Source organism: Streptomyces cinnabarinus (genome assembly GCF_027270315.1).
Lineage (GTDB): Bacteria > Actinomycetota > Actinomycetes > Streptomycetales > Streptomycetaceae > Streptomyces > Streptomyces cinnabarinus.
On record NZ_CP114413.1, the window covers coordinates 2453722 to 2473708 of the forward strand.

A 19987-nucleotide genomic window follows, 5' to 3' on the forward strand; every position below is an offset into this window, starting at 1 on the left:
GTTCCATTCTCGTCCTACGGGTGCTGTCCGCTGACGGAGACGACCTCGCCGGTCAGGTACGAGGAGTATCCGGAGGCCAGGAACACGATCACGTTGGCCACCTCCCAGGGCTCCGCGTACCGCCCGAAGGCCTCCCGCGCGGTGAGTTCCGCGAGCAGTTCGGGTGAGGTCACCTTGACCAGGTGCGGGTGCATGGCGAGGCTCGGGGCCACGGCGTTGACACGGACGCCGTACTCGGCGGCCTCCAGCGCGGCGCACCTGGTGAGGGCCATGACGCCGGCTTTCGCGGCGGCGTAGTGCGCCTGCCCGGCCTGCGCCCGCCAGCCCAGCACGGACGCGTTGTTCACGATCACCCCGCCGCTCTCCCGCATCCGCCGCAGAGCCGCCCGGGTGCACCGGAAGGTGCCGTTCAGCGTCACGTCCAGCACCCTCGACCACTGTTCGTCGGTCATGTCGACGAGGGCGGAAGTCCCGCCGAGCCCGGCGTTGTTGACGACGACGTCGAGCCGGCCGTGTTGCCGCACGGCCGTGTCGAAGAGGGCGGTCACCTGGGCCTCGTCGGTGACGTCACAGGGCGTGGCCGTCACGGCTCCCGGGAACTCCCGGCCCAGTTCGGCCTCGTACTCCTTCAGGCGCCGGGTGTGCGCGTCGCTGATCAGTACGCGGGCGCCCTCCTCCAGGAAGCGGCGCGCGGTGGCCCCGCCGATGCCCGCGCCCGCGGCCGCCGTGATGACGGCGGTACGGCCCTTCAGCAGCCCGTGCCCTGGCGGGCAGTCCGGGCTCTCGACGCCTGTCATAGGGGCACGCTAACCTACCAAACACTTGTTAGGGAAGGAGCGGCGGCCGATGGATCTGACGTTCACCGAGGACGAGACGGCACTGCGCACCGAGGCCCGCGCCTGGCTGCGCGCCCATGTGCCCGCCGAGCCGCTGCCGTCTCTGGAGACCGAGGAGGGCTTCGCGGCGCACCGCGCCTGGGAGGCCGAGCTGGCCGCGGACCGCTGGTCGGTGGTCAACTGGCCGACGGAGTACGGCGGCCGGGGCGCCTCGCTGGTGCAGTGGCTGCTGTTCGAGGAGGAGTACTACGCGGCGGGCGCGCCGGGCCGGGTGAGCCAGAACGGCATCCAGTTGCTCGCACCGACGCTGTTCGACTTCGGTACGGCCGGGCAGCGGGCCCGGGTGCTGCCGCCGATGGCCCGCGGCGAGGTGGTGTGGGCGCAGGCGTGGTCGGAGCCGGAGGCGGGTTCGGACCTGGCGTCGCTGCGGTCGCGGGCCACCCGCGCGGAGGGCGGCTGGCTGCTGTCCGGGCAGAAGACGTGGTCCTCACGCGCCGCCTTCGCGGACCGCGCCTTCGGCCTGTTCCGCAGCGACCCGGCAGCGGAGAAGCCCCATCAGGGCCTGACCTACCTGATGTTCGACCTGCGCGCCCCCGGTGTCACGGTCCGCCCGATCCGCCGCCTGGACGGCAGACCGGCCTTCGCCGAGCTGTTCCTGGACGAGGTGTTCGTACCGGACGAGGACGTGATCGGCGAGCCGGGGCAGGGCTGGCGGATCGCGATGTCCACGGCGGGCAACGAACGCGGTCTGACGCTGCGCTCCCCGGGCCGCTTCCTGGCCGCCGCCGACCGGCTGGCCGGGCTGTGGCGGGCCAAGGGGGGCCCTGCGTCGGCGCGTGACCGGGTCGCGGACGCCCTGATCGGCGCCCGCGCCTACCAGCTGTTCACCTTCGCCACCGCCTCCCGCTTCCTGGACGGCGAGCGGATCGGCCCCGAGTCCAGCATGAACAAGGTCTTCTGGTCGGAGTACGACATCGCGCTGCACGAGACGGCGCTCGATCTCCTCGGCGAGGAGGGGGAGTTGGCGGACACCGAGTGGGCCGAGCGGTATGTCTTCTCCCTCGCGGGCCCGATCTATGCCGGGACGAACGAGATCCAGCGGGACATCATCGCCGAACGGCTGCTGGGCCTGCCGAAAGGACGCCGCTGATGCGCCTCCTGCCCGACGCCGAACAGCGGGCGTTCGTCTCCTCCCTGGACGCGATGCTCGGCTCCGCGGACACCCCGGCGGTCGTCCGGGAGTGGAGCCGGGGCGAGCATGCGCGCGGGCGCGCGCTGTGGGGCCGTATCGAGGAGGCCGGGGTGTTCGGTCTCGCCGTACCGGAGAAGTACGGGGGGTATGGGCTGCGGCCCGTCGAACTCGCCCTGGCCTTCGTCGAGTTGGGCCGGTACGCCGTACCCGGCCCGCTGGTCGAGACCGTCACGGCGGCCGTCCTGCTCGCCGAGTGCGGAATGACCGTGTCCGGTATGGCGACGGTGGCCTGCGGCAGCCCGTACGCCCTGGACGGAGACGCGGCCGATCTCCGCCTCGTCCTCACCCCCGAAGGCCTGTTCCGCTCCCCCGGACACGGCCCGGTCCGCCCGTCCCTCGACCCCGCCCGCCGCCTCACCACCCTGGAGAAGGGCGAACTCCTCACCACGGCCCCGCCCACCGAGCAGGCCCTCGCCCTGGCCCGTCTCACTACTGCGGCGCAGGCCCTCGGCGTCGGCCTCACCCTGCTCGACAAGACCATCACCCACGTCAAGCAGCGCACCCAATTCGGCGCTCCCATAGGCTCGTTCCAAGCAGTCAAGCACCGGCTGGCCGACGCGAAGATCGCCCTGGAATTCGCCCGCCCGCTCGTCCTGGGCGCCGCGCTCACGCTCGCCCCCGCCGACCTCGCCGCCGCCAAACTCGCGGCCTGTGAGGCGGCGTACGCCACCGCTCGCACCGCGCTCCAACTGCACGGCGCGATGGGTTACACGGCGGAGTGCGATCTCTCCCTGTGGCTGACCAAGGCCCGGGCCCTGCACACCGCTTGGGGCGGCCCACGGGAGTGCCGGGCCGCCGTGCTCAGTGGTGGCGATCGCCGCTGGTGAGCTCCCGGTACTCCTCGGCCGTCGGCTTCGGGATCTGTGTGTCGGGCCCGAACATGGCTCGGGCCAGCCAGGCCCGCAGCCGCTCGGAGCGCTTCACCCGGCGCCGCACACCGCCCGCGTCGACCACCGGGCCGATCTCGTAGGGCGGGTTCTGCTCATGCTGGGTGAGGGTGAACAGCTCCATCTGCGTGATGGGTTCGTGGACCTCGATGAACTCGCCGTCCGGCAGCCGTTTGATGGTGCCCGTCTCCCTGCCGTGCAGCACCTTGTTCCGGTCGCGGCGCTGGAGGCCGAGACAGATCCGGTTGGTGACGAAGAACGCGAGCACCGGCACCACGAACGCGGCGATCCGCACGAACCACGTGATGTCGTTGATGGACAGGTGCAGATGGGTGGCCACGATGTCGTTGCCGCCGCCGATCAGCAGCACCGTGTACAGGCTGAGCCAGGCCACGCCGAGTGCGGTGCGCACGGGTGCGTTGCGCGGCCGGTCCAGGATGTGATGCTCGCGCTTGTCGCCGGTGACCCACGCCTCGATGAAGGGATACACCCCGAGGGCGAGCAGGATCAGCGGGAAGAGCGAGAAGGGGATGAACACGCCCAGCGCCAGCGTGTGGCCCCAGGCGTTGATCTCCCATCCCGGCATCACCCGGATCAGTCCCTCGGAGAAGCCCAGATACCAGTCGGGTTGCGCACCCGTGGTCACCAGGTCCGGGCGATACGGCCCGAAGGCCCACACGGGGTTGATGCTGGCGATGCCGCCCATGATGGTCAGCACACCGAACACGAGGAAGAAGAAGCCGCCCGCCTTGGCCATGTAGACCGGCAGGAAGGGCATGCCGACCACCGACTTGTTGTTCCTGCCGGGCCCCGGATACTGCGTGTGCTTGTGGTAGAAGACCAGCGTCAGATGGGCGACGACCAGGCCCAGCATGATCCCTGGCAGCAGCAGGACGTGGATCGGGAAGAACCTCGAAATGATGTCGTGGCCCGGGAACTCCCCGCCGAAAAGGAAGAACGACAGATACGTGCCGACGACCGGGACGGACAGGATCGCGCCCTGCGCGAAGCGCACGCCGGTGCCGGACAGCAGGTCGTCAGGGAGCGAGTAACCGGTCAGGCCGGTGATGATGGCGAGCATCAGCAGCGTCCAGCCGAACACCCAGTTGAGCTCGCGCGGCTTGCGGAACGCGCCGGTGAAGAAGACCCGCATCATGTGCACGAACATGCCGGCGACGAAGACCACCGCCGCCCAGTGGTGGATCTGCCGGATCAGCAGCCCGCCGCGGACGTCGAAGCTGATGTCGAGTGTGGACTCGTAGGCCCTGGTCATGATCACGCCGTTGAGGGGCTCGTAGGAGCCGTTGTAGACGACCTCGACGCCGCTCGGCTCGAAGAACAGGGTGAGCCAGACGCCGGTGACGATCAGGACGATGAAGCTGTACAGGGCGATCTCGCCCAGCAGGAAGGACGGGTGGTCCGGGAAGAGCTTGCGCATGTTGGCCTTGGCCAGCGTGTAGATCCCGAGCCGCCCGTCGGCCCAGTCGGCCAGCTTCTCGCCCTTGCCGGGAGCCTCCCTACGGGAGCGGACGGACCGCGCCGCCGCCTCCACCGATCGTGCGCCGTCCATACGCCGTCGCCTCCCCGTCGGATCTCACTCAGGGTGGCACGGCGGTCACCGCCAGGCCACAGGTCGGCGCAGGCGAGTGAGCGGCGGTTCAGTCGCGCGGCGGGATGATCCCCTGCGCCCGCGCCGCCACCAGCCACTTCGGGAACTCGGCCACCAGGCGGTCGTACAGCTCGGCGTCGGAGACCTTGCGCGGGTCCTGCCCGGCGTGGAAGAAGCCGGCGTTGTCGACGCACCGCTTGGCCGGCACGGACAGCTCGTCCAGCTTGCGCAGATAGTCGAACTGCTTGCTGGACGGGTCCCCGAAGCCGATGAACTGCCAGAACAGCGGCAGCCGGGCCGCCTTGCACAGATACCGCTCGGCCGCGAGCTTGTTGATCGGGCCGCCGTCGGTCTGGAAGATCACCAGGGCGGGCTCCCGGGAGCCGCTGTCGAGGTAGTGGTCGATGACGGCGTCCATGGCGAGGTGGTAGCTGGTCTTGCCCATGTGCCCGAGCCCGGCCACGATCCGCTCGATCCGCCCCTGGTGATCGGCGAGGGCGATGTCGGTCTCGGCGTCCACGTCGGTGGAGAAGAACACCACCGGCACCCGGCCGTCGTCGTCGAGATGCGCGGACAGCCCGAGCACCCGGTCGGCGAGCGCCTGCACACTGCCGTCCTTGTAGTACGGCTTCATCGAACCGGAGTAGTCGATCACCAGGTAGACCGCGGCCCGCAGCCCGTCCAGCCCGTGCTGGGTGAGCGACACCCCGGCGCTCTTGTACAGGCTGACCAGCGCGGGCGCGGTCTCCTCCACCTTGCGCAGACTGATGGCCGCCATCCGGTTCCCCCCTGGGCTCGATCGACTGGCTGCCGAGATTACGTCACACTTGACCCGCCTCTCCCGGCATCCACAGGTGTTCGTTATTTTGTTCGCCGCCGTATCCTGCTCACCGCCGTCCCCACCGGCTCACCGACCATCCGCACGTTCTTCGAGGAGCCGGCGTGGAACCCGAGTCCGCCGTCACGACCTGCTATCGCCATCCCGCGGTGGAGTGCTACGTCCGCTGCACCCGCTGCGAGCGCTTCATCTGCCCGGACTGCATGCGCGAGGCCTCCGTGGGCCACCAGTGCGTGGAGTGCGTACGGGAGGGCGCGAAGTCGGTGCGGCAGGCGCGCACGGTCGTCGGCGGCCGGATCTCGCGCACGCCGGTGGTGACGTACGCCCTGATCGCGCTGAACGTGCTGGCGTATCTGGCGGAGGTGGTGCGGCCGTCGATCGTGGACCGGTTCTCCATGATCCCGGCGGCGATGGTGGGGCCGGACGGCGTCCAGTACGTCTACCAGTCGCCCCTCCCGGCCGGTTTCGAGGCCGAGGGGCTGGTCGCCGGGGAGTGGGAGCGGCTGATCACCAGCGCGTTTCTGCACTTGGAGCCGACCGAGGGCACGTTCGGGCTGCTGCATGTCGTGATGAACATGTTCTCGCTGTGGACGCTCGGCCGGGCCGTGGAGCCGATGCTGGGCCGGTCCCGCTATCTCGCGCTGTACCTGCTCTCGGCGCTCGGCGGCTCGGTCTTCGCGCTGCTGCTGGACGATCCCGGTGCGGCCTCTCTGGGCGCGTCCGGCGCGATCTTCGGCCTCGGCGCCGCGTACTACGTCGTGGCCCGCCGGATCGGCGCCGACATGCGGGGCGTCAACCGGTTCATGGGCTTCCTGCTGCTGTGGCTGCTGCTCTCCGCGGGGCTGACCTCCTGGCAGGGCCACCTGGGCGGGCTGCTGACCGGCGGGGCGCTGGCGGTGGCGTACGCCTATGTGCCGCGCGGGCCGCGCCGGGCCCTGATCCAGGCGGCGGTCGGGTTGGCCGTCCTGGCGGTACTGCTGATCGTGGCGGCGGCGCGGGTCGGAGGGCTCAAGTGAGACGTACCGGAATCCTGGCCTTCGCGATCGCGCCCGTCGTGCTGACGGCGGGGGCGTACTTCCTGATGCCCACCGACTCCGCGCAGAGCCCGCAGGCGCCGCCCGTCTCGGCCGCCCAGCTGGCCCGCGAGGAGGCCAAGGAGCGGGCCGAGTCCGAGCGCGCCGCGGACGAGAAGATGATCGCGAGCCTGCCGCCGGGGCTCGCCGACCCCGCCAAGAAGGAGCTGGCCCTCCAGATCACGGCCACGGCCGAGTTCTCCAGTCTGAACTGGCGCCTGGGCTACGGCAGCGTCGAGGACAACGGCGACGGCTGCGGGTACACGGCGGGCGCGATCGGTTTCTGCACCGGTACGCATGACCTGCTCGACCTGGTCGAGCGGTACACCGAGGCTCACGCGGACAACGGTCTGGCCCGGTATCTGCCCGCCCTGCGCGAGGTCGACGGCACGGATTCGCATGAGGGGCTCGATCCCGGGTTCCCGGCCGCCTGGAAGGCCGAGGCCAAGAAGCCCGCCTTCCGTGAGGCGCAGGACCAGGAGCGGGACGAGGTGTACTTCAACCCCGCGGTCCGGCTCGCCAAGCTCGACGGACTGGGCACGCTGGGGCAGTTCGTCTACTACGACGCCATGGTGCTGCACGGCCCCGACCCGAGCCCGAACGGCTTCTACGGCCTGCGCGAACGCGCCCTGCACGAGGCGAAGCTGCCGTCCCGGGGCGGCTCGGAGAAGGCGTACCTCGACATCTTCCTCGACATCCGCGAGCAGGCGATGAAGCGGAAGAAGGCGACGGCGGACACGAGCCGGGTCAGGACGGCTCAGCGGGAGTGGCTGTACAACGGGAACCTGTCGCTGAGCACACCGCTGAGCTGGCGGATGTACGGGGAGCCGTACCGGATTCCCTAATCAGCAGCCCATCTCTGCCTCAGCACCTTCTCCGCCGGCTTCCCGTGCGGCGTGTAGGCCAGCCTCGCCGGGGTCTCGGCGCTGTCCGGCCAGTCGTCCCACATCCACCAGTGGACGCCGGCCCACCAGGGGCGGCCGGTGAAGGTGTCCAGCAACGCTCGGTAGGCGGCCGCCTGTTCGGCGGGGTCGGGGCGGTCGCTGACCGTCCAGTCGTACGGGGCTGTCGTCGTCCCGCGCTGGCTCACGTAGCCCGCCTCGGTGAACAGGATGCGGCGGTTCTGCTCGCGGGAGTACGCGGCGAGGCGGTCGCTGATCGGCTGCCATGCCTTGCGGAGTCGTTCCGCCGAGTGGGTGGGGCGGTCCGCGAGGGGCCAGTAGGCGTCGATGCCGATCAGGTCCAGCTCGCTCCAGAAGGCGACCCGGCGGTACTCGTCGTAGTTGGCGGCGTAGGTGAGGGTGCCGTCGTAGCGGTCGCGGATCGTCGTGATGATCCCGGTCCAGGCGGCTCGGTCGGCGGAGACGCCCGCGAGTTCGGTGCCGACGGCGAACTGTTCGGTGCCGGTGGCCGCGGCGAGGTCGGCGTAGTGGGTGATGAAGCGGCGGTAGGAGATGAACCAGGCGGCGCGGTCGCGGGGGCGGATCTCGGCGCGGTCGATGTCGCCGGGCAGGTCGACATGCGGCTTGATCATCACCTTCAGACCGTGCGCGTGCGCCCGTCGGACGATGCGCCGGAGCCCCGCGTCGCCCGCCGTCTCCTCGGTGCGCCGGATCACCGAGTCGCCCCGGCGCTTCTGGTACCAGGTCGGGGTGAAGGTGACCCAGTCCGCGCCGGTGGCCCTGATGTCCCGCAGATAGCGGTCGGCGGCGCGGCTGTCGTAGTCGCTGCGGTACCAGGAGGGCAGGGTGATGCCCCGGATCACGGGCGCCTCCACGGGCTCGGACCGGCAGCCCGACACGGCGAGGAGGACCGCCACCAGTACGGTGGCGGTCCTCCCCCTCACTGCCGCCTCACAGGCTCGCGGGGCTGACGAAGGTGTAGCCCAGGGCCTTGATGCCCTCCACCGTCTCCCGCAACGGCTGGACCGGGAAGTACGGGTGGTAGAAGAAGCTGGCGAAGCCGTCCCGTACCGCGAGATTGGCCTTGGCCGAGGCGATCAGATCGGCCGGCAGGCGTGGCGGATGGTTGTTGTATTCCTCCGGCTCGTAATTCCCGATGTTTTCGGGAATCACCTTCGTCCCGTACACATCACGCACCACGTACGGGAAGAACTGCCCGATGAATCGGTTCGGATCCGACGAGACCCCACTGAGGGTTCCGGCGAAATAAAGCGATCGTTCGAGGCGGGCCGAATAGTTCGAACTGAAGACCTGGTAGTCGGTGGCCGAACCCGCGTAGTGCGGGGTGGTCCACAGTTGCGGACGGGGCAGCCCCGCCGCGGCGAACTCGGCGAGCGCGCTGTCGACCCGGCCCTGTGCCCAGGCGGCGGAGTCCCCGGCCACCGGTCCGTCGTAGATCACGCTGTTCGCGGAGTCCACATGGGCCCGGTAGAACTCGAAGTCGTCGCCGCTGACGCCGTTGTAGGGGTTGGCGGCGTTGCCGTACTGATGCGTGTAGCCGTGGTTCATCAGCACCGCGCCCCTGGCCAGCATGTACTTCAGTGCGTTGACCAGTTGGGGCCGGTCGGTCAGTTTGACCGTCTCCGGGACGCCGTTGTTGTAGGTGCCGTTCGGATCGGTGTAGACGGGGATCACGTTGATGCCGTACGGGATCTGCTGTCCGTACAGGTAGTCCGCGATGGCCCGCAGTTCGGACGGTTCGGAGTTGGGGCTGATGTCCTCCAGGCGCACGATCGCCCGGTGCCGTTCGGCGGTGGCCGGGGCGAGGGCGTCGAAGAGCAGGTCCTCGAAGACGATGACCCGGTCGCTCTCGGAGACGTAGGAGAAGGGGATCTCACCGACGTAGGTGAGGTTGGACGAGCGGACCGCCCAGCCGAAGGTGTGCCCGTTGGACGAGTCCAGGCCCTCGGCGACGCGGGTGACCTGCGGATATCCGCCGCCGGTCAGGACGTTGGGGCGCAGTACCCCGCCGTCCTGCCCGGCCGGGATCTTCCGGGTGAGCGTCTGGCCCTTGTACGTCACCTGAGTGACGGTGCCGACGGAGCCGCCGTCCTCGTAGTACGACGTCGTCGGGTCCCAGCCGTACTTCTGGGTGAACTGGGCGACGCCCACGGCGTTCGCCATGTTCCAGATGTTGGCGCCCATCCAGGTCACGGGCTTGGTGGTGGTGAGCGCGTCCTGGTAGAAGGCGGCCGGGACCGCGTCCGGGACGTCGCAGCAGTAGTAGGTCGACCCGATGTAGATCGTGGCCGTGTACGACTCGACCAGGCCGGCGGTGTACTGCGAGACCGGCTTCGTGGTCACGCTGCCGAAGTGGCCCGCCAGGTTGGCCGCAGCCATGGCGTACAGCTCGCCGAGGTGCCCGTAGGGGCCCGCGGTGTCGTACAGGACGAGGGTGGTCGGTTCGGCGGCGGGGCCGATGTCGGCCGGGGAGATCAGCTCCGCCTGGCGGCTCACGGCGGAGGCGAGTGCGGATACGGATGCGGTGGCGGTCGCCGGGGTGACGGCCGCCGTGGTCCTGGCGCGGGCCCGGTCGTGGCGCGCCCTGTCGGCCTTGACCTGGGCCTTCGCCCAGCCCTTCAGGTCGACGCGGTTGAGCCCGGTCCGGGTGCCGCGCGATTCGCCGTGCCCGCGGTCCGGTCCGCCGGCCGCCTGCGCGCCGGCGGCCAGGAAGGTGCCGCTGAACAGCGCGGCAACGAGTAACAGAACCAGGGAAAGCCTCGAAAATCCCCATCTCCGAGGCCGGTTGAGTGGTCTCACGATCATTCCCCCCACTTTGCCAAGCTTTTGGCAAAGAGTTTTTCCGGCAAGAAGTCACCGATTGTTCTTGGCGATCAAGAAGGGTGTCAATGGGCCCAGCTCTTTTTACAAACACCCTTCTGAGGCGGCCCGGCGGTCTGCTACGTTCACCTTCGCGCGATGGGGACGCGCTGTGAAATGTGGGGGGACAATGTATGGACGACCCGCGCTGGGGGCAATGTTGCCCCTGGCAGGGGCCATGGCCGCGCCGGAAGCGATACCCGGCCTGCCTTTGGCCAAAGCACTACAGGCAACGGCGGGAGCCGGATTCCTGCTGTACTGCCTGACCGCCTGTCTCATACTGATAGCCCGGACGCGACTGCGCAGACAGACCAGGAAAGCGCAGGTCAGCGCCGGGGGTGGCCATGATCATTGAGGTGCTGCTGTGGGCGGCCATCAGCCTGATCATGCTGGCCGGCTGCTACAACACGAGTCTTTTCCTTCTCTCCCGCCGCAGAATTCGCCGCACCCGCACCGAGCGGAGAGAACGGTTCTATGTATTCCTGATCGCCTGTCTGAACGAAGAGCGTGTGCTTTCCGAAAGCCTGGCGCGTATCACCTCGCTGCCCGCCGGGAATTTCATGGCGCTGGTCATCGACGACGGCTCCGACGACCGCACCTCCGCGATCGCGCTGGCCGCCGACCCCGACCGGGTCCGGCTGCACCGGCGCACGCTGCCGAACGCACGCCGGGGCAAAGGCGCCGCGCTCAACGACGGAGTGCGCCACCTCAGGGAATCGGGACTGCTCGGCGGGCGCGACCCCGATGACATCGTCCTGTGCGTGGTGGACGCCGACGGCCGCCTCGACCCGCATGTCGTGCAGTCGGTGGACCCCTACTTCGACGACCCTCGTACGGGCGCGGTTCAGGTCTGCGTCCGTATGTACAACCGTCGCCAGGGGCTGCTCGCCCGCATGCAGGACATGGAGTTCGTCGTCTACGGCGACGTGTTCCAGAGCGCGCGCCGCTTCATCGGCAGCGTCGGCATGGGCGGCAACGGCCAGTTCATGCGGCTGTCCGCGCTCGACACCCTGGGCGGGGACGGCCCGTGGAGCGACAGCCTCACCGAGGACCTCGACCTCGGCGTCCGGCTGATCGCCAAGGGCTGGACCAACCAGCACTGCACCACCGCCTCGGTCTCCCAGCAGGCCGTGCTCAGCCTGCGGCGGCTGATCCGGCAGCGCTCACGCTGGTTCCAGGGACACCTGCAGTCGGCCGGACTCGTGCCGCTCATCCTGCGGGACGTGCCGACCCGGCCGGCGCTGGATCTGCTCTACCACCTGTCCAGCCCGGTGCTGATCCTGCTCACCTCGCTGCTCCCGCTGTCCTTCCTGGTCGCCCTGGGCGCCACCACCGTGGCCTCGGTCCAGCAGGGACAGCCGCTGGTGTCGCCCATGTGGCTGCTCGGCCCGTATCTGCTCTCGTTCACGGCCGCCTATGCCTACGGCTTCGTGTACGCGCGGCGTGAGCGGGATCTCGGCCTGGTGCGCTCGGTGCTGCTCGCCCATGTCTTCGTCTTCTACGGCTACATCTGGTTCGCCGCCGGATGGTGGGGCTTCTGGCGGATGCTCACCGGCAAACGGACCTGGCTGAAGACCGCGCGCACCTGACGTCTTCGCCCGTCCGCCCGCTCTCGCTCGTCGCTCTGTCGCTCTCTCATCTCTCCTTTCACCCTTACGCGCGGCCCTGCGACCGCGCGCGCCCAAGGGGGGCTTGCCATGTCCACACTTCCGTCAGCCGTGCCCGTACGCGCCATGCTGGTGCTCGGTACCCGGCCCGAAGCCATCAAGCTGGCGCCGGTGGCCCGCTCCATGGCCGTCGGCACGCATTTCGAACCGGTGGTCGTCACCACCGGCCAGCACCGCGAGATGCTGCACCAGATGCTCGGCCTGCTCGGCGTCTCCAGCCGGATCGCGCTCGATGTGATGCGCAGCCGCCAGCAGCTCTCCGACCTGACCGCCCGGCTGGTCGCCGAACTCGGGGAGGTGATGCGGCTGCAGCGGCCGGACCTGGTCGTGGTGCAGGGGGACACCACCACCGCGCTGGCCGGGGCGCTCGCCGCGTTCTACGAGAAGATCCCGGTCGCCCATGTGGAGGCCGGACTGCGCACCGGCGTCATCGACAACCCGTTCCCGGAGGAGCTCAACCGCTGTCTGATCGGCCGGATCGCCCGCTGGCACTTCGCCCCGACCCCGCGCGCGGCCCGGCATCTGACCGACGAGGGCGTGCCGAAGGAGCAGGTCTTCGTCACCGGCAACACCGTGATCGACAACCTGCTGTGGGTGCTGGCCGAGGGCACCGGCGCCTCCGCGTTCCGCACCCCGGCCAAGCGGATCCTGGTCACCCTGCACCGGCGGGAGAACCAGGGCGAGCGGATGCGCGGGATGGGCCGGGCGCTGCGCCGGCTGGCCGGGCGGGGGGATGTGGAGATCGTGCTGCCGCTGCATCTGAGCCCGGCGGTGCGGGAGGCGCTGCTGCCCGAACTCGACGGCCACGACGGCATCTCGCTGGTGGAGCCGCTGGACTATCTGGACTTCGCGGCCACGCTCGCCGAGTGCGATCTGGTGCTCACCGACTCCGGCGGCATCCAGGAGGAGGCGCCGAGCCTCGGCAAGCCCGCCCTGGTGCTGCGGACCACGACCGAGCGCCCGGAGGCGGTGGAGGCGGGCGCGGCCCGGCTGATCGGAACCGATCCGGAGGTCATCGTGCAGGCGGCCGGGGAGCTGCTGGACGACCGGGCGCTGTACCGGCGGATGGCGGGGGCGGGCAATCCGTTCGGCGACGGCCGGGCCGCGGACCGCGTACTGGCCCAGCTGGCCGAGGACTTCGCCGCGGATGTGCCTCTCGACGCGACGGTCTGAGAGCCATACTCGTCCGTATGACTCGCTCACTCCTGCGTGGCGTCCTGCTGGCGGTGACGCTCGCCGGGGTGCTGGCCATCACCCTGAGCCAGTGCGGTTCCGGCGAACCGTCACCGCCGGTGTCCCCGTGGGCCGACGGTTCCGTGCACGGCCGCTGGCTGTCGGTGTTCAACGGCCACGGCACCAACTCGGGCGACGACGACTCGCTGACGCTGTCGCCGATGCCCGCGGAGGACCCGGGGACCACGCATGCGGGACTCGTGGTGAGTACGGCGTCGTACACCGACGTCCGCTTCGAGGCCCGGATGCACACGGTCGAGCAACTGCGCGAGCCCGACCCCAATCCCTGGGAGGTGCCGTGGCTGGTGTGGGCGTACACCGATCCGGAGCACTTCTACTACGTCACCCTCAAGCCCAACGGCTGGGAGCTGGGCAAGCGGGATCCCGCCTACCCGGGCGGGCAGCGGTTCCTGGCCACCGGGCACGAGAGGTACGAGGTGGGTGACTGGCACGAGGTGCGGGTGGAGCAGGACGGGGCGTCGGTCACGGTCACCGTGGACGGGGACCGGCTGGTGGAGTTCACCGACTCCGAACGCCCTTACCTGGAGGGGAAGGTGGGGGCGTACACCGAGGACGCCACGGTGCGGTTCGAAGGGCTGAGGGCCCGGTGAAAATTTGACGGCGCCTGCCCGGTCGTCCGGTCGGGGACAAGGGCAGGCGCCGTCTGTGTTCCGTACGCCTTTGTACGGGACGTCTCTTGAACGGTCCTCGACGGACCGTCAGACCATCAGTGACCTGTCGGTCGGGCGGATCGGGGCCGGCAGGTCGCTGGCTCCGGTCAGGAAGCGGTCCACGCCACGGGCGGCCGAGCGGCCCTCGGCGATGGCCCACACGATCAGCGACTGGCCGCGGCCCGCGTCACCGGCGACGTACACGCCCGGCACGTTGGTCTGGAAGTCGGCGTCGCGGGAGATGTTACCGCGCTCGTCGAGGTCCAGGCCGAACTGCTCGACTAGGCCGTTCTCCCGGTCGGTGCCGGTGAAGCCCATGGCGAGGGTGACCAGCTGGGCGGGGATCTTCCGCTCGCTGCCCGGCTTCGGGGTCAGCTTGCCGTCGATGAACTCCACCTCGGTGAGGTGCAGCCACTGGACGTTGCCGTCCTCGTCGCCCTCGAAATGGGTGGTGGAGACGGAGTAGACCCGCTCACCGCCCTCCTCGTGCGCCGAGGTGACCTTGTAGAGCATCGGGAAGGTCGGCCAGGGCTGGGAGACCGCGTTCCGCTCCTCGTTCGGGCGGGGCATGATCTCCAGCTGCGTCACCGAGGCCGCGCCCTGACGGTGGGCGGTGCCCACGCAGTCGGCGCCGGTGTCGCCGCCGCCGATGACGACGACGTGCTTGCCCTCGGCCGAGATCGGGGTGGTGACGTAGTCGCCCTCCTGGACCTTGTTGGCCAGCGGCAGGTACTCCATCGCCTGGTAGATGCCCGTCAACTCGCGCCCGGGGACGGGGAGATCACGAGCGGTGGTGGCACCGGCGGCGATGACGACGGCGTCGTACCGCTTCTTGAGGTCGGTCGCCTTGAGGTCGCGGCCGATCTCGATACCGGTACGGAAGCGGGTGCCCTCCGCGCGCATCTGCTCGATACGGCGGTTGATGTGCCGCTTCTCCATCTTGAACTCGGGGATGCCGTAGCGCAGCAGGCCGCCGATACGGTCCGCGCGCTCGTAGACGGCGACCGTGTGGCCGGCCCGGGTCAGCTGCTGGGCGGCGGCGAGGCCGGCCGGGCCCGAGCCGATGACCGCGACGGTCTTGCCGGACAGCCGCTCGGGCGCCTGCGGGGCGACGTCACCGGTCTCCCACGCCTTGTCGATGATGGAGACCTCGACGTTCTTGATGGTGACGGCCGGCTGGTTGATGCCGAGCACACACGCCGACTCACAGGGAGCGGGGCAGAGGCGACCGGTGAACTCCGGGAAGTTGTTGGTCGCGTGCAGCCGCTCGGAGGCGGCCTCCCAGTCCTCGCGATAGGCGAAGTCGTTCCACTCCGGGATCAGGTTCCCGAGCGGACAGCCGTTGTGGCAGAACGGGATGCCGCAGTCCATGCAGCGGCTGGCCTGCTTGCTGATGATCGGCAGCAGGGAGCCGGGGACGTAGACCTCGTTCCAGTCCTTCAGGCGCACGTCGACGGGGCGGGACTTGGCGACCTCGCGGCCGTGGTTCAGAAAGCCCTTCGGGTCAGCCATTGATCGCCGCCTCCATCATCTTCTCGGTGATCTCGGTCTCGGAGAGACCGGCTCGCTCGGCGGCGTCCTTGGCGGCGAGCACTGCCTTGTACGTGCTGGGGATGATCTTGCTGAAGCGCTCCGCGGAGGCGTCCCAGTCGGCGAGCAGCTTCCCGGCGACCGTGGAGCCGGTCTCCTCGGCGTGCCGGCGCACCACGTCGTGCAGCCACTGCTTGTCGTCGTCGGACAGCGCCTCGACGGCGTCGAGGTTGCCGACGTTGACGTTGTCCCGGTCGAGGTCGATGACGTAGGCGACACCGCCCGACATACCGGCCGCGAAGTTGCGGCCCGTCTCACCGAGGACCACCGCGTGACCGCCGGTCATGTACTCGCAGCCGTGGTCGCCCACGCCCTCCGAGACGACCAGGGCACCGGAGTTGCGGACACAGAACCGCTCGCCGGTCCGGCCCCGCAGGAACAGCTCGCCGCCGGTCGCGCCGTACGCGATGGTGTTGCCCGCGATGGTGGAGTACTCGGCGAGGTGGTCGGCGCCCCGGTCGGGGCGGACGACGACCCGGCCGCCGGAGAGGCCCTTGCCGACGTAGTCGTTGGCGTCGCCCTCCAGGCGCAGCGTGACACCGCGCGGCAGGAAGGCGCCGAAGGACTGGCCGGCCGAGCCGGTGAAGGTGATGTCGACGGTGTCGTCGGGCAGGCCCGCGCCACCGAACTTCTTCGTCACCTCGTGGCCCAGCATGGTGCCGACCGTGCGGTTGATGTTGCGGATGGCGACCTGGGCGCGCACCGGCTGGGCGTCGGTCGCGGAGTCCGCGGCGAGGGCATCGGCGGCGAGCTTGATCAGCTCGTTGTCGAGCGCCTTCTCCAGGCCGTGGTCCTGCTCGATCAGCTGGTGGCGGACTGCGCCCTCGGGCAGCGTCGGCACGTGGAACAGCGGGGCCAGGTCCAGGCCCTGCGCCTTCCAGTGGTCGACGGCACGGGTGACGTCGAGCGCCTCGGCGTGGCCGACGGCCTCCTCGATGGAGCGGAAGCCCAGCTCGGCGAGGATCTCGCGGACCTCCTCGGCGATGAACCGGAAGAAGTTCACGATGTACTCGGCCTTGCCGGAGAACCGGTCGCGCAGCACCGGGTTCTGGGTGGCGATGCCGACCGGGCAGGTGTCCAGGTGGCAGACGCGCATCATGACGCAGCCGGAGACGACGAGCGGCGCGGTCGCGAAACCGAACTCCTCGGCGCCGAGCAGCGCGGCGATGACGACGTCACGGCCGGTCTTCAGCTGGCCGTCGGTCTGCACGACGATGCGGTCGCGCAGGCCGTTGAGCAGCAGGGTCTGCTGGGTCTCGGCGAGGCCGAGCTCCCAGGGGCCACCGGCGTGCTTGAGCGACGTCAGCGGCGAGGCACCCGTACCACCGTCGTGACCGGAGATGAGCACGACGTCCGCGTGGGCCTTGGAGACACCCGCGGCGACGGTGCCGACGCCGACCTCGGAGACCAGCTTCACGTGGATGCGGGCCTGCGGGTTGGCGTTCTTGAGGTCGTGGATCAGCTGAGCCAGGTCCTCGATGGAGTAGATGTCGTGGTGCGGCGGCGGCGAGATGAGGCCGACACCCGGCGTCGAGTGACGGGTCTTGGCCACCCACGGGTAGACCTTGTGGCCGGGCAGCTGGCCGCCCTCGCCGGGCTTGGCGCCCTGGGCCATCTTGATCTGGATGTCGTCCGCGTTGACCAGGTACTCGGAGGTCACACCGAAGCGGCCGGAGGCGACCTGCTTGATGCTGGACCGCCGCGCCGGGTCGTACAGCCGCTCCGGGTCCTCGCCGCCCTCACCGGTGTTGGACTTGCCGCCCAGCTGGTTCATGGCGATGGCGAGGGTCTCGTGCGCCTCCTTGGAGATGGAGCCGTACGACATGGCGCCGGTGGAGAAGCGCTTGACGATCTCGGAGACCGGCTCGACCTCGTCGATGGAGATCGACGGGCGGTCGGAGGTGAAGCCGAACAGGCCGCGGAGCGTCATCAGCCGCTCGGACTGCTCGTTCACCCGGTCCGTGTACTGCTTGAAGATGTCGTAGCGCGCGCTGCGGGTCGAGTGCTGGAGGCGGAAGACCGTCTCCGGGTCGAACAGGTGCGGCTCGCCCTCGCGCCGCCACTGGTACTCGCCGCCGATCTCCAGCGCGCGGTGCGCGGGAGCGATGCCGGAGGCGGGGTACGCCTTGGCGTGCCGGGCGGCGACCTCCTTGGCGATGACGTCGATGCCGACGCCGCCGATCTTGGTGGCGGTGCCGTTGAAGTACTTCTCGACGAAGCTCTGGTCGAGACCGACGGCCTCGAAGACCTGGGCGCCGCGGTAGGAGGCGACGGTCGAGATGCCCATCTTCGACATGACCTTCAGTACGCCCTTGCCGAGGGCGTAGATCAGGTTGCGGATGGCCTGCTCGGACTCGATGCCGGGCAGGAAGGTGCCGGCGCGGACCAGGTCCTCGACCGACTCCATCGCCAGGTAGGGGTTGACCGCCGCGGCGCCGAAGCCGATGAGCAGGGCGACGTGGTGGACCTCGCGGACGTCACCGGCCTCGACCAGCAGGCCCACGTGGGTGCGCTGCTTGGTGCGGATGAGGTGGTGGTGGACGGCCGCGGTGAGCAGCAGCGAGGGGATCGGCGCGTGCTCGGCGTCGGAGTGCCGGTCCGACAGGACGATCAGCCGGGCGCCGTTCTCGATGGCGGCGTCGGCCTCGGCGCAGATCTCCTCGATGCGCGCGGCGAGGGAGTCACCGCCGCCGGAGACCCGGTAGAGACCGGACAGGGTCGCGGCCTTGAAGCCGGGCATGTCGCCGTCGGCGTTGATGTGGATGAGCTTGGCCAGCTCGTCGTTGTCGATCACCGGGAACGGCAGCGTGACGCTACGGCAGGAAGCGGCCGTCGGGTCGAGCAGGTTGCCCTGCGGACCGAGCGAGCTGCGCAGCGACGTGACGAGCTCTTCGCGGATGGCGTCCAGCGGCGGGTTGGTGACCTGCGCGAACAGCTGGGTGAAGTAGTCGAAGAGCAGACGCGGACGCTCGCTCAGCGCGGCGATCGGCGAGTCGGTGCCCATCGAACCGATCGGCTCGGCGGCGGACTTGGCCATCGGCGCGAGGATGATCCGCAGCTCCTCCTCGGTGTAACCGAAGGTCTGCTGACGGCGGGTGACCGAGGCGTGGGTGTGCACGATGTGCTCGCGCTCGGGCAGGTCGGACAGCTCGATCTCGCCGGCCTCCAGCCACTCCGCGTACGGCTTCTCCGCGGCGAGCTGGGCCTTGATCTCGTCGTCCTCGATGATCCGGTGCTCGACGGTGTCGACGAGGAACATCCGGCCCGGCTGGAGCCGGCCCTTGCGGACGACCCTGGCGGGGTCGATGTCGAGGACGCCGACCTCGGAGCCGAGGACGACCAGGCCCTCGTCAGTGACCCAGTAGCGGCCGGGGCGCAGACCGTTGCGGTCCAGCACGGCGCCGACCTGCTTGCCGTCGGTGAAGGTGACACAGGCGGGGCCGTCCCAGGGCTCCATCATCGTGGAGTGGAACTGGTAGAAGGCGCGCCGGGCCGGGTCCATGGAGTCGTGGTTCTCCCACGCCTCCGGGATCATCATCAGCACGGAGTGCGGCAGCGAACGCCCACCGAGGTGGAGGAGTTCGAGCACCTCGTCGAAGGAGGCGGAGTCGGAGGCGTCCGGGGTGCAGACCGGGAAGACGCGGTCGAGCTTCTCGGTGCCGAACAGGTCGGAGACGAGCTGCGACTCACGGGCGCGCATCCAGTTGCGGTTGCCCTTGACGGTGTTGATCTCACCGTTGTGCGCGACGAACCGGTACGGGTGGGCGAGCGGCCACGACGGGAAGGTGTTCGTGGAGAACCGGGAGTGCACGAGCGCGATCGCGGAGGCGAAGCGGCGGTCGGACAGGTCCGGGAAGAAGGGCTCCAACTGGCCGGTGGTCAGCATGCCCTTGTAGACGATCGTGCGGGCGGAGAGCGACGGGAAGTAGACACCGGCCTCCCGCTCGGCGCGCTTGCGCAGCACGAAGGCCTTGCGGTCGAGGTCGATGCCCTCCGAGGCGCCGTCGCCGACGAAGATCTGCCGGAAGGCGGGCATCGTCGAACGGGCGGTGGCGCCGAGCAGCTCGGGCGCGACCGGAACCTCACGCCAGCCGAGGACGGTCAGGCCCTCTTCACCGGCGATCGTCTCGATCTGTGAGACAGCGGCCTCGGTCCCGTCCTCCGGCAGGAAGGCGATACCGACGGCGTACGCACCGGCCGACGGCAGGTCAAAACCGGCGACGTCACGGAAGAAGGCGTCCGGAACCTGGGACAGGATGCCCGCGCCGTCACCCGAGTCGGGCTCGGAGCCGGTGGCGCCGCGGTGCTCCAGGTTGCGCAGAACCGTGAGCGCCTGCTCGACCAGCGCGTGGCTCGCCTCGCCGGTGAGGGTGGCCACGAAGCCGACGCCACAGGCGTCGTGCTCGTTGCGGGGGTCGTACATACCCTGCGCAGCAGGGCGAGCATCCATGAAGGACCAGTTCTGGCCATTCGCGGAATGCTGGGACGGCTGGCGCGGCGTACGCATCGGCTCTCCCGTCGTCGTCAGTGGCATTTAGCTGGTGCCGAG

The 19987-nt window shown here is 69.7% G+C and carries 14 protein-coding genes; 7 read left to right on the forward strand and 7 right to left on the reverse strand.

The genetic code is table 11. The features are described from left to right. Window positions 1-14: 14 nt before the first annotated feature. Window positions 15-797, reverse strand: a complete 783-nt coding sequence (locus STRCI_RS11085) for an SDR family oxidoreductase (RefSeq protein ID WP_269658717.1) — start codon at window positions 795-797, stop codon at window positions 15-17. A gap of 49 nt (window positions 798-846) precedes the next feature. On the opposite strand from STRCI_RS11085, the gene STRCI_RS11090 reads away from it, so the two are divergent. Both STRCI_RS11090 and STRCI_RS11095 read left to right on the forward strand, forming a co-directional pair. After that, complete coding sequence (locus STRCI_RS11090; RefSeq protein WP_269658718.1) at window positions 847-1986, forward strand: acyl-CoA dehydrogenase family protein; 1140 nt, start codon at window positions 847-849, stop codon at window positions 1984-1986. Then, window positions 1986-2915, forward strand: coding sequence for an acyl-CoA dehydrogenase family protein (locus STRCI_RS11095; RefSeq protein WP_269658719.1), 930 nt, complete (start codon window positions 1986-1988; stop codon window positions 2913-2915). The genes STRCI_RS11090 and STRCI_RS11095 overlap by 1 nt, the downstream gene beginning before the upstream one ends. On the opposite strand, the gene qcrB is transcribed toward STRCI_RS11095, so the two are convergent. Further along, window positions 2890-4545, reverse strand: coding sequence for a cytochrome bc1 complex cytochrome b subunit (gene qcrB, locus STRCI_RS11100; RefSeq protein WP_269658720.1), 1656 nt, complete (start codon window positions 4543-4545; stop codon window positions 2890-2892). The two genes, STRCI_RS11095 and qcrB, sit on opposite strands and share 26 nt — an antisense overlap. Window positions 4546-4633: 88 nt before the next feature. Next, window positions 4634-5362, reverse strand: a complete 729-nt coding sequence (locus tag STRCI_RS11105) for a vWA domain-containing protein (RefSeq protein WP_269658721.1) — start codon at window positions 5360-5362, stop codon at window positions 4634-4636. A gap of 164 nt (window positions 5363-5526) precedes the next feature. Here STRCI_RS11105 and STRCI_RS11110 point away from each other — a divergent pair, with 164 nt between their 5' ends. Together STRCI_RS11110 and STRCI_RS11115 are read left to right on the forward strand one after the other, a co-directional pair. Further along, entirely contained in the window at window positions 5527-6438 is a 912-nt protein-coding gene (locus tag STRCI_RS11110) for a rhomboid family intramembrane serine protease (RefSeq protein ID WP_269658722.1), read from the forward strand. Then, on the forward strand, window positions 6435-7340 hold the full coding sequence (locus STRCI_RS11115; protein ID WP_269658723.1) for a chitosanase: 906 nt from the start codon (window positions 6435-6437) through the stop codon (window positions 7338-7340). Before STRCI_RS11110 ends, STRCI_RS11115 begins: the two co-directional genes overlap by 4 nt. Here STRCI_RS11115 and STRCI_RS11120 read toward each other — a convergent pair. Both STRCI_RS11120 and STRCI_RS11125 read right to left on the reverse strand, forming a co-directional pair. After that, the gene (locus STRCI_RS11120) at window positions 7337-8341 is read right to left on the reverse strand and encodes a glycoside hydrolase family 113 (protein ID WP_269658724.1); all 1005 of its coding nucleotides are present in this window, start codon (window positions 8339-8341) and stop codon (window positions 7337-7339) included. The two genes, STRCI_RS11115 and STRCI_RS11120, sit on opposite strands and share 4 nt — an antisense overlap. 7 nt (window positions 8342-8348) lie before the next feature. After that, the gene (locus tag STRCI_RS11125; RefSeq protein ID WP_269658725.1) at window positions 8349-10223 is read right to left on the reverse strand and encodes a polysaccharide deacetylase family protein; all 1875 of its coding nucleotides are present in this window, start codon (window positions 10221-10223) and stop codon (window positions 8349-8351) included. A gap of 398 nt (window positions 10224-10621) precedes the next feature. Here STRCI_RS11125 and STRCI_RS11130 point away from each other — a divergent pair, with 398 nt between their 5' ends. The 3 genes from STRCI_RS11130 (at window position 10622) to STRCI_RS11140 (ending at window position 13788) form a co-directional block, all read left to right on the forward strand. Continuing rightward, window positions 10622-11866: a glycosyltransferase family 2 protein gene (locus tag STRCI_RS11130; RefSeq protein ID WP_269658726.1), complete on the forward strand. Its 1245-nt coding sequence runs from the start codon at window positions 10622-10624 to the stop codon at window positions 11864-11866. 108 nt (window positions 11867-11974) lie between these two features. Further along, a complete protein-coding gene (gene wecB, locus STRCI_RS11135; protein WP_269658727.1) occupies window positions 11975-13117 on the forward strand; it encodes a non-hydrolyzing UDP-N-acetylglucosamine 2-epimerase in 1143 nt (380 codons plus the stop codon). Between the two features lie 17 nt (window positions 13118-13134). Beyond that, window positions 13135-13788: a 3-keto-alpha-glucoside-1,2-lyase-like domain-containing protein gene (locus STRCI_RS11140; RefSeq protein WP_269658728.1), complete on the forward strand. Its 654-nt coding sequence runs from the start codon at window positions 13135-13137 to the stop codon at window positions 13786-13788. Window positions 13789-13896: 108 nt separating this feature from the next. Here the strand turns inward: STRCI_RS11140 and STRCI_RS11145 are convergent, their stop codons facing one another. Both STRCI_RS11145 and gltB read right to left on the reverse strand, forming a co-directional pair. Then, entirely contained in the window at window positions 13897-15360 is a 1464-nt protein-coding gene (locus STRCI_RS11145; protein WP_269658729.1) for a glutamate synthase subunit beta, read from the reverse strand. Then, a complete protein-coding gene (gene gltB / locus STRCI_RS11150) occupies window positions 15353-19945 on the reverse strand; it encodes a glutamate synthase large subunit (protein WP_269658730.1) in 4593 nt (1530 codons plus the stop codon). The genes STRCI_RS11145 and gltB overlap by 8 nt, the downstream gene beginning before the upstream one ends. Window positions 19946-19987: the final 42 nt, after the last annotated feature.

What these genes read in the sequence shown, in the direction of transcription:
- STRCI_RS11090 (WP_269658718.1), top strand. Translation starts at nt 847, where the DNA reads ATGGATCTGACGTTCACCGAGGACGAGACGGCACTGCGCACCGAGGCC.
- STRCI_RS11140 (WP_269658728.1), top strand. Translation starts at nt 13,135, where the DNA reads ATGACTCGCTCACTCCTGCGTGGCGTCCTGCTGGCGGTGACGCTCGCC.
- STRCI_RS11145 (WP_269658729.1), bottom strand. Translation starts at nt 15,360, where the DNA reads ATGGCTGACCCGAAGGGCTTTCTGAACCACGGCCGCGAGGTCGCCAAG.
- STRCI_RS11095 (WP_269658719.1), top strand. Translation starts at nt 1,986, where the DNA reads ATGCGCCTCCTGCCCGACGCCGAACAGCGGGCGTTCGTCTCCTCCCTG.
- STRCI_RS11085 (WP_269658717.1), bottom strand. Translation starts at nt 797, where the DNA reads ATGACAGGCGTCGAGAGCCCGGACTGCCCGCCAGGGCACGGGCTGCTG.
- STRCI_RS11105 (WP_269658721.1), bottom strand. Translation starts at nt 5,362, where the DNA reads ATGGCGGCCATCAGTCTGCGCAAGGTGGAGGAGACCGCGCCCGCGCTG.
- wecB (WP_269658727.1), top strand. Translation starts at nt 11,975, where the DNA reads ATGTCCACACTTCCGTCAGCCGTGCCCGTACGCGCCATGCTGGTGCTC.
- gltB (WP_269658730.1), bottom strand. Translation starts at nt 19,945, where the DNA reads ATGCGTACGCCGCGCCAGCCGTCCCAGCATTCCGCGAATGGCCAGAAC.
- STRCI_RS11125 (WP_269658725.1), bottom strand. Translation starts at nt 10,223, where the DNA reads ATGATCGTGAGACCACTCAACCGGCCTCGGAGATGGGGATTTTCGAGG.
- STRCI_RS11130 (WP_269658726.1), top strand. Translation starts at nt 10,622, where the DNA reads ATGATCATTGAGGTGCTGCTGTGGGCGGCCATCAGCCTGATCATGCTG.
- qcrB (WP_269658720.1), bottom strand. Translation starts at nt 4,545, where the DNA reads ATGGACGGCGCACGATCGGTGGAGGCGGCGGCGCGGTCCGTCCGCTCC.